At 68.3% G+C, this 8358-nt stretch carries 7 protein-coding genes; 5 read left to right on the top strand and 2 right to left on the bottom strand.

Annotation, left to right across the window (positions count from 1 at the left end; genetic code table 11):
* Positions 1 to 1130: 1130 nt before the first annotated feature.
* Positions 1131 to 1868 carry a GntR family transcriptional regulator gene (locus tag ACFO3J_RS34640; protein ID WP_386438385.1) on the bottom strand — a complete coding sequence of 246 codons (738 nt, stop codon included), beginning with the start codon at positions 1866 to 1868 and terminating at the stop codon, positions 1131 to 1133.
* 365 nt (positions 1869 to 2233) lie between these two features.
* Between ACFO3J_RS34640 and ACFO3J_RS34635 the strand changes: the two genes are divergently transcribed.
* The 5 genes from ACFO3J_RS34635 to ACFO3J_RS34615 all read left to right on the top strand — a co-directional run bounded on the left by ACFO3J_RS34635 (position 2234) and on the right by ACFO3J_RS34615 (position 6115).
* Entirely contained in the window at positions 2234 to 2749 is a 516-nt protein-coding gene (locus ACFO3J_RS34635; protein ID WP_386438383.1) for a hypothetical protein, read from the top strand.
* Complete coding sequence (locus ACFO3J_RS34630) at positions 2746 to 3504, top strand: hypothetical protein (protein WP_386438380.1); 759 nt, start codon at positions 2746 to 2748, stop codon at positions 3502 to 3504. The genes ACFO3J_RS34635 and ACFO3J_RS34630 overlap by 4 nt, the downstream gene beginning before the upstream one ends.
* Before the next feature lie 5 nt (positions 3505 to 3509).
* Positions 3510 to 3986 carry a hypothetical protein gene (locus ACFO3J_RS34625; protein ID WP_386438377.1) on the top strand — a complete coding sequence of 159 codons (477 nt, stop codon included), beginning with the start codon at positions 3510 to 3512 and terminating at the stop codon, positions 3984 to 3986.
* Positions 3983 to 4243 (top strand): helix-turn-helix domain-containing protein, encoded by a 261-nt coding sequence (locus tag ACFO3J_RS34620; protein WP_386438375.1) that lies wholly within the window; start codon positions 3983 to 3985, stop codon positions 4241 to 4243. Before ACFO3J_RS34625 ends, ACFO3J_RS34620 begins: the two co-directional genes overlap by 4 nt.
* 597 nt (positions 4244 to 4840) lie before the next feature.
* Positions 4841 to 6115: a tyrosine-type recombinase/integrase gene (locus tag ACFO3J_RS34615; protein ID WP_386438372.1), complete on the top strand. Its 1275-nt coding sequence runs from the start codon at positions 4841 to 4843 to the stop codon at positions 6113 to 6115.
* Between the two features lie 1674 nt (positions 6116 to 7789).
* On the opposite strand, the gene ACFO3J_RS34610 is transcribed toward ACFO3J_RS34615, so the two are convergent.
* Positions 7790 to 8233, bottom strand: coding sequence for a single-stranded DNA-binding protein (locus ACFO3J_RS34610; protein ID WP_386438370.1), 444 nt, complete (start codon positions 8231 to 8233; stop codon positions 7790 to 7792).
* Positions 8234 to 8358: the final 125 nt, after the last annotated feature.

The following is an 8358-nucleotide window of genomic DNA, read 5'->3' as shown; positions in this document are numbered from 1 at the left end:
CCCTCAGCGCCCTCCGCGATGCCCCGGCAGGGGCCCGGTCGGCGACCATAGCCCCCCGCCTCAAAAGCCGTACCCAGCCGTCCGCAATGCCGCGCCTGGCCCATCTGCCGCGCCCCGCCACCTTGGGAGCCTCCCTGGCCCGGTGCGGTCCGCAGTCGGAGGCGGGGGTGCGGCGCCCCCCGCCTGAAACGCCGTCTGGAGTTCAGCGAGACGCGCAGTAGGGGGCCGCCGGCCGGTTCCGTCCCGACGGGGAAGGCGACGGACCCGCGCAGACGGCGTTTCAGGCGGGGGCCTGGCCCCGCCTTCGCTTCTGTCCGAGGTCCAGATTTCTGCGTCACAGCGTCATCTGCGTCATGCGTGCGTCTGACCTGCGGCTTTGCATGACGCAGCGCAGAGAGGCTGCGTCATCCCTGCGTCACGGCTTCGTCATGGGGTGACGTAGGGATGACGCAGATGACGCAGGATGACGCAGAGCTTTCCGTCTGCGTCATGGTCCTTTCCGCAGCTCAGGGGACGTTTTGTGACGCAGATGACGCAGATGACGCAGGATTTCCTACTTAGGAAAAGAGGAGGGGGAGATCTGTTGTAGTGCGCGCTCATGCCGAACAGCAAGAAGAGCACCCGGGGGCGGCGTGCTCTTCTTGCTTGTACCCCGGGTGCGCAGGTGCGGGGCATGGCGTCCTGGGTGACTGCCCAGGCTGCTTTTGAGGCGGGGGGCTATGGTCGCCGACCGGGCCCCTGCCGGGGCATCGCGGAGGGCGCTGAGGGTCGTCGCCCGAAGGGCGTCCTTCCTGCCCTTGATCGCTGGCCCGCGCCCGGTAGCGGCACATCCGCTACCCGCTACCTCATCCGCTACCTCGATCATGCCCCTGACCTGCACGGTAGCGAAGGTAGCGGAAGTAGCGGACCTGGCCGGATGGGCAGGGGGACGGGCCGTGTAGCGGACCTACCCGCTACACCCGAGCAAAACGCTACACGATCACGCCCTCTGACCTGCGGTGTTACCGGTGTAGCGGATGTAGCGGACTTCCAGGGGGAGGGGGGCAGGGGGCAGACATCCCGGAGCTCCCAGACGGCGGGGCGGACCTGGCAGCTCCCCTGAGAGGAGAGCGCACACACGTTGGGACCGTCTACTCCAGATCGTAGTCAGCGCTCAACTCGCGGCCCGCCCCCAGAAAGTCGACCGCGTACTCAGTCACTTCCCCGTTCTGGTCCCAGTAGTGGTTGGTCATCACGAGCGTCAACGTCCCTGCGACGGTTTCCAGCAACGCCGCAGCGTCGTCCGGAACCGGCTGGATGGTCACCGTATCCCGGCGACGTACAGCGCGTCGGCCGGTCCGTTCCTCAATGAGGCCGAACGTCATCTTCGGAAGCGGTTCGGCAACGATCAGTTCCGGCGCCGCTGCCACCAGTCCGCCGGCAAGCCACGAAGTGGAGAGGGTGACAACTCCCTTGTCATCGAGGTACCTCCTCTGGCGTTGGACCACGGAGGCACCCTCTTCCAGCCCAAGGGCATCGGCCACATGCTCGGGTGCAGGTGCAAGTTCCGCCCTCAAGATCTCCGCACGCTCACCCTGCCGAAAGCCCGTACCGCCCGCGCGCAGCATCTGGAGACGATCGGACCCTGCGGTGAGCTTGCGAGGCACAGTGACGATGGTGCCGATGCCCGGCACCGACTGCGCGTAGCCCTCAGCGCGCAGCACCGCCGCTACGCGAGTAGCCGTTGCGGTCGAGACACCCTCAACCCGGATGATCTCCCGCACCGAAGGGATGTGATCCCCGGGTTGAAGTTCCCCCCGCTCGATCCGGTCCCTGATTTTGGCGGCAATGCGCTGGTAGGGCGGCATCGCCTGCGGATTGGTGGTCACCGTCAGGTCTCCTGTTCTAGAACACTCTGAAACACCCCTTGACTTTCCGGGTGCTCTAGAACATCTTAGAGCCGTGCCCCGCCGAACCAAAAGGTGAGGCGCAGACAGACATGGCAGGGAGCGGCGTCCAACCGCCAAGCAAGCCGCCGCTCCCGTGACCCTCGAAGGGGTGTCTTCATCATGCCCGGAATCTCTTCTTTATTGTCCCGTCCGGCAGTGTCCGGGTCTGCGGACGTCTCGCCGGAAGTCCCGTGGGTTCCGCCGGTTGTGGAGCACGGGCCGGTGCTGTGGTCGTCGGGTGCGGTGACGTCTACCGGTCCGGTGTCCGGTTCGGCGGCGTGCGACCAGGTGTGGGGGGTCGAGTCGTGACCACCCTGATTGTCGAGACTGCTGCGCTGGTCGCGGCCGGTGCTGGTGTGGACATTTGCGACCTGACGTACGCGGAGCGGACGGTTGCGCTGTACGCCTCGGACATGCCCACGACGCCCCGCGAGTGGCGCCAGGTTCACGTGTGGATCGTGCAGGGCGCCGAAAGGTTGGGCACCGACGAACTGCGGCGGCGTGGCGCCTTCCTGTGGGGCCACCGGCTGCTGGACAGGGCCCGTGTCCTTACGCCGCAGGTCCAGGCGCGGCACGAGCAGCGTTTCCCCCTGGCGCGCCGTCTGCGGAACGCCGAGAAGGCGGCATCAGGCAGTATCTCGCGGCTCGGGATGAGCGACGCCGCGGTGCGCCGCAACGGGGCGGGGCAGGTCGACGGCGACTGCCCCTGCCGGGAGACGGGCACGATCGAGTGCCCCGACACGGACCCCGACCTGTCGTACGACCTGGTCTGCCCGGTCCACCGGCCGCGCCGTACCGGCCCGTTCGGCGGTGCCGCGTGAACACTGCCGTCAAGGCGCGTGCGCTGCTGTCCGCCGTGCCCGGCGACCCCGCCCCGGGGTCGCTGGTCCGGCGGGCCGCAGGCCACTGCCTGCCCCCGCTGGCGGTCGACGGCCTGTGGCTGTCGCGGGAGGAAACCGCCGCCGCACTGTTCGAGTCGTTCACCGACGAATACGCCGTGCCCGGCATGACCACCGACGCCCTGTGGGCAGCGCTGCGGGCCAGCGTGCGCACCCTGGGACGCGACGGGGTGAGCGAGGTTGCCGAGACGTTCGCCGAACTGGAGTCGGCGGAGTTCTTCGAGGTGGCGTACTGCCGCTGGTACGCCTACCGGCTGCACCTGTCGTTCTGGTACTTCGACGCGCGGGCCCGCCCGGCAACGGTCGGCGAGAGCGCGGCGGGCCTGTACCTGTCGGACTGGCAGCAGACGGCCGGCGGCCCGCGCACCGACCCCCGGGCGCTGGCCCGCTGGATCCGCCAGGGCGCCGCCCGCGTCCCGACCACCTCCCTGATGAACCTGGGCACCGCCCTGAGCGCCGAACTGGCCCACGCCGGTCCCCAGGCGCGGGGATGGCTGGGTGAGCGGCTGCTGCCGGACTACCGGCGCCGCCGCGCCTGCTTCGACCTCATCCGCGCCCAGGGCCGTATCCCCACCCCCGTCATCGTCCGCCCCGACTCCGGCGGGTACGCGCTCGGCGCCACCCCGCCCCCCGGTCCCGGCAACCACTGGGCGCGCCCGATCCGGGCGGCGTGGTGAGCGCGATGACCACACACGCAATCGTGGAAGCGGACAGTCACGCACGTCACCCCCACTCCGCACCCGGCACCGAGCACGTGCGCGACGCCGACCGTGACGCCGTCGCAGAGTGCGTCACGGGTGCCGACGAACACCCCCGCGCCCGTGTTCACACCCCGACTCAACCGGCGTTCACGCACTGCGGACGGCTGCTGCTGGCCCGACTGGCTACCGCGTACGAGTCGACCCGCACCCTGACCGAACCAGCCGACCGCGCACCCGACTGCGCACGCGAGCAGTCGAGGGCTGACCAGCCCCAACACCGACTCGTACGCGCCGACTCCGCCGCGCCGACCGGCGCCGTCAACACCCGTGAGCGCGACGCCGCCGACATGTTCACCCACCCCAACCGCAGTACGCCGACCGCGTTCACGAACGCAGTCGACCGCACTGCGCACACGCACCCGACCGCACGCACCGACGTCACGGGAGAAGCGGCATGAACACCACCCAGCCCCCGAACGCCCCGCCCGCCGACCAGGCGCAGCCGACTCCGAGCGACCGTGCCGGACTTCCCGACCGCTACCTCACCCCCGAAGACATCGCCGAGATGTTCGGCGTGCCGAAGGAAACCGTCTACGGCTGGCGCAAGAAGCACACCGGCCCGCCCGGATTCCGCGTCGGCCGGCACATCCGCTACGACCCCACCGCCGTCCACGCCTGGGCAGCACAACGCATGGCCACCGACGCCGCCGCGTAACACCCCGTGTTGGGGAGGCGGCTGGGGAGGCGGGGAGTTCTCCCCAACTGCCTCCCCAGCTAGCCTCCCCCAGGCCCACCAGCAGCAACACCCCGCCGGGGAGGCGGGGGAGGCACCGGCAGGGCCCTGCCGGACACCCCCGTACAGCCCTCCCGCCTCCCCGACACCCCTCCCCCTCCCCAAGCCGACCGTCACACAGAGTCAGGGAGCAGCCCAGGGAGGCAGGGAGAACTCCCTAACAGCCTCCCTGACTCCGCCTCCCCGACCTGACCTGTGGTTACCACCCGCCGGGGAGGCAGGGAGGCACCCTCCCGCCACCTGCGGAAACCCCCGAAAACACGGTCCCCGGAACGCCCCGCGCCTCCCTCCCTGAACGCACCGTAACGGCCGGTAGAGGGGGCCCCTCTACGCCGCGCGCCGCCGCACACCCGCCCGGCGGGGGTCTACCCGGCCCCCGCCGGTAGCGGGGGGCCACTACCCCGGTAGCGCCCCCGGTAGAGGGCCCCCGACCAGGCAGGTAGCGCCCGGTAGACGGGCCGCCACCCACGCCGCTCTCACCCCTGAAAACCACCCCAGCAACCCACAGGAGACACCGCCGTGGCAGGCCACATCCAAGACCGCTGGTACAAAACCGAACCGGGCCCGGACGGCAAGCCCGTCAAGGTCAAGACCGACCGCTACGGCACCGGACTGCGCTACCGCGCCCGGTACATCGGACCGGACGGAAGGGAGAAGTCGAAGGCGTTCCCCGACCGGCAGAAGCGGGCCGCCGAAACGTGGCTGACCAACCTCGAAGCCGACATGAGCCGTGGCCAGTACATCGACCCCAAGGCCGCCCGCACGACCTTCCGGGAGTACGCCGAACGGTGGCTCGCCGCGCTCACGACCGACCCCACGAGCCGGGCCGCCGTCGAGGGACGCCTACGGCTGCACGCTCTGCCGTATCTCGGCTCTCGCCCGATCGGGTCGTTCCAGGCAGAGCACGTACGCGAGTGGCTTCGTGAGCTTGAGGACGTGGTGACTGCAACGTCGTACCGGCGTCTGATCTTCGACGCGGTGTCATCGGTGCTCAACGCTGCGGTTGACGATCGACTGTTGGCGTCGAACCCCTGCCGGGCCCGCTCGGTGAAGGCGCCCCGCCCGGCACCGACGCGGGTGCACCCGTGGTCTGCCGAGCAGGTCTTCGCGGTCCGCAAGGGACTTCCCGATCGCTACCAGGCCATGGCCGATGTCGGCGGGGGGTGCGGTCTGCGGCAAGGTGAGATCTTCGGTCTCGCGGTCGACAACATCGGGGATCTCGGCTGGCTGTACGTGCGTCAGCAGGTGAAGAAGCTACGGGGTGGCCTGGTCTTCGCTCCGCCGAAGCGGGGGAAGGTCCGTGACGTTCCCCTCGATCCCGAGGTGTCGGCAGCGCTGGCCGAGCACATCAAGCGCTTCCCGCCCGTTGAGGTGACTCTGCCCTGGTTGACGCCGGTTGGACCCAAGGTCACCCACCGGCTCGTCTTCACCAGCGGTGCCAGTACGGCGTTGTGGAGCAACGCGTTCAACGATCAGGCTTGGAAGCCTGCGCTGGCGTCCGCCGGCGTCATCCCGCCCCGGGACAAGGGCAAGCGTTACACGGCTGTACGGGAACACGGCATGCACGCCCTGCGGCACTTCTACGCGTCGGTACTTCTGGACGCAGGGGAGAACATCAAGGCGCTGAGTCTCTACCTCGGCCACAGCGATCCAGGGTTCACGCTCCGGGTGTACACGCACCTGATGCCGAGCAGCGAGGCTCGGACACGGACAGCTATCAGCGCCATCTATCGTGCCGCCTACGGTTCATGCCCCACGCCATCGTCCAACCCCAACGCTAGCTCCACTGCGTGACCAACCGGAAGCACCCCGGACTTCGCCCAGACTCCGGACGCATCCCAACCCAGGACTCCTGTTGCTGGGAACCTCCCCTCGGGCAGAACAGCGCTAGCCCGAGGGGGTTCTATGGCAAACAATGATCACGGCCTCAGCCATAGCCCTTATGAGCTCAACCTCCCGCTGCTTGCGAAAATACTCGGGAGTGATACCGAAGCGAGCCGCTGCCCGTCGACGGCGTTCGCTTGCAGGGTGGTCAGCGACGCCCGACCCTCTCAGGCCAAAGAGATCCGTCGCCGCCCCTCCAAGAGCGGGACTTAGTTGCTCAACAGCCCGCTGGAGGAGGTGTTCCAAGGCGAATCTATCCGGAAGAGCAGCAACAGCCTCATCGTTCAAGAGAGTATGCCCGGCCTGTTTCAGGACGGGGAGATCCTTCTGGGAGCCCGCCAGGAGTCCTGCCAACCGCAGTGCTCGCAGCTCTTTGATCAGTAAGTCCTGATCCAACCCCAGCATGAGCACAGGTTCCGTGATGGGTGCTTGAGGTACCGACTCCTGAGGCGACCGGCTGGAGCCCACCGGCTGAGGCCGACGTGCGGCCGCCTGCCAAAGGGCTCGGAACTCCTGATACTCCCCGCCTAAGTAGCTGACGACCCAGGCAACACGCTGCCAAGACGAGAGACGAGGGCCGTTGATGATGTTTTGCACGGTCCCCTGACTGATGTGCCGATTCGTCCTACGAAGCCCTGCCGCGATCTGCCGTCCCGGTGGCGCTCCACGACTCCACCAAAGATCATTAAGACGCTCAAAGAACGTTCGGACTGGGCCCGGCGGCAGCTTCGCCCATGCATCGCGCGGCACAGAGACCTCCTGTTCAACCCCGTCTAAGGTTGTTCAAACAGTGAAGGATCAAACGGCACACGTAAACTCGGCTGACCTGCGGAAACTCCAGGTGAATCGGCCTACGGCGTGTTCAAAGTCGTTCAACGGGCCCAGCCTGGCTGGTCATTTATAGGCTGCCTACAGGACACTCAATCCTGAGACACGGCGTCCATCTCGCCCTCTTTTCCCAAGTAGCCGAGTGGACGCCGCTCGCCCCGAGTCCAGAGGCACGCAGGCCTGACACGTCCGGCCCGATACCAGAGGGGGACATCACTAGTATGCCAAGAAATTCGAACTCGGAGGGGCTCGATCTTCGGACCGCCGTGATCCTACTTGCTTCACTGTTCGTCGGCGTGGCAGCAGGACTGCTGACCTACGCGGCCGAGGGCCAGTGGGCCCTGGGTGTCCTAGCCGGCGGAGGCAGCGTCGCTGGGGCAGCCTTGTTCTTCGACTGGCTCATCAAGCATCACTGAGGCTCGAAGGCCCGTCAGACCACTGCCCCAGGGCCCACAGACGGCCCAGGGAACGCAAAGTGGCTCCTCACCTGACGTTGCCCCAGGTGAGGAGCCACTTTGCGCTCGGCTGGACTAGATACACCCCATCTTGCCGTACGTCCACCCTTGGGGGCGAACGGGTACGTCGCCCGCTCTCCCGTCCGGCCGCCCGCCCGCGTCCCACTGGGCCGGCCCGCCGGACCCGACCCGCGCCGGACGGGCCGGTGGCCTGCGCCGTGGCCCGGGCGCCCCGGCCGGTGCGCCCGGGCGGGCGCGATGTCTCCGGGCTGCTCCCACCCGGTGCGGAGTCCTCCGCTCCTCAGGGCACCGGCGCTGTCAGGGACGGTTCGGGAGCCGCCGGCTCACCCTGACGCCCCCGGTCTCCCCGGGGGACCACCGACGGCGCCGTCCCCCGGGTGAACCGGGCGACGCCGCGCGTCAGATCGTGGCCCACCGCCACCGCTTCGATCTCCGCCGACAGAAAGCGGCGTCCTTCCTTCTCCTCGTCCCGGATCCTCAGCCGGCCCTGGACGACGAGAGGTTCGCCGAGTCCGATCGACTCCTTGACGTTCCCCGCGAGGCCGCGCCACGCGCGCACCGTGAAGAAGCTCGTCGACCCGTCGGTCCACCCGCCGCGTTCGGCGTCCCAGCGGCGTGCGGTGGTGGCCAGCCGGAAGCGGGTCATGGGCACACCGGTGGCGGTGACATGGGTTTCCGGCGCGGTGGCGACATTTCCTACCACGGTGACCAGCGTCTCGTTCATGGGATGTCCTCCTGTGTGGAAACACGCTCCCGTGCGGAACGCGTTAAGGACATCGTGCGGGAATTCCGGTGTCCGTGGCGGAATCCGGCGCAATCTGTTGACAACTATCCGATTGTGGATAACTC

This window comes from Streptomyces polygonati, assembly GCF_042650325.1.
Lineage (GTDB): Bacteria > Actinomycetota > Actinomycetes > Streptomycetales > Streptomycetaceae > Actinacidiphila > Actinacidiphila polygonati.
The sequence above is the reverse complement of the archived record's forward strand: the minus strand, read 5'-3'. Positions and strand labels throughout refer to the sequence as shown.

Bases quoted from the DNA above. Each gene is read 5' to 3' on its own strand.
- ACFO3J_RS34610 (WP_386438370.1), bottom strand. From the start codon at position 8,233: ATGAACGAGACGCTGGTCACCGTGGTAGGAAATGTCGCCACCGCGCCG.
- ACFO3J_RS34625 (WP_386438377.1), top strand. From the start codon at position 3,510: ATGACCACACACGCAATCGTGGAAGCGGACAGTCACGCACGTCACCCC.
- ACFO3J_RS34620 (WP_386438375.1), top strand. From the start codon at position 3,983: ATGAACACCACCCAGCCCCCGAACGCCCCGCCCGCCGACCAGGCGCAG.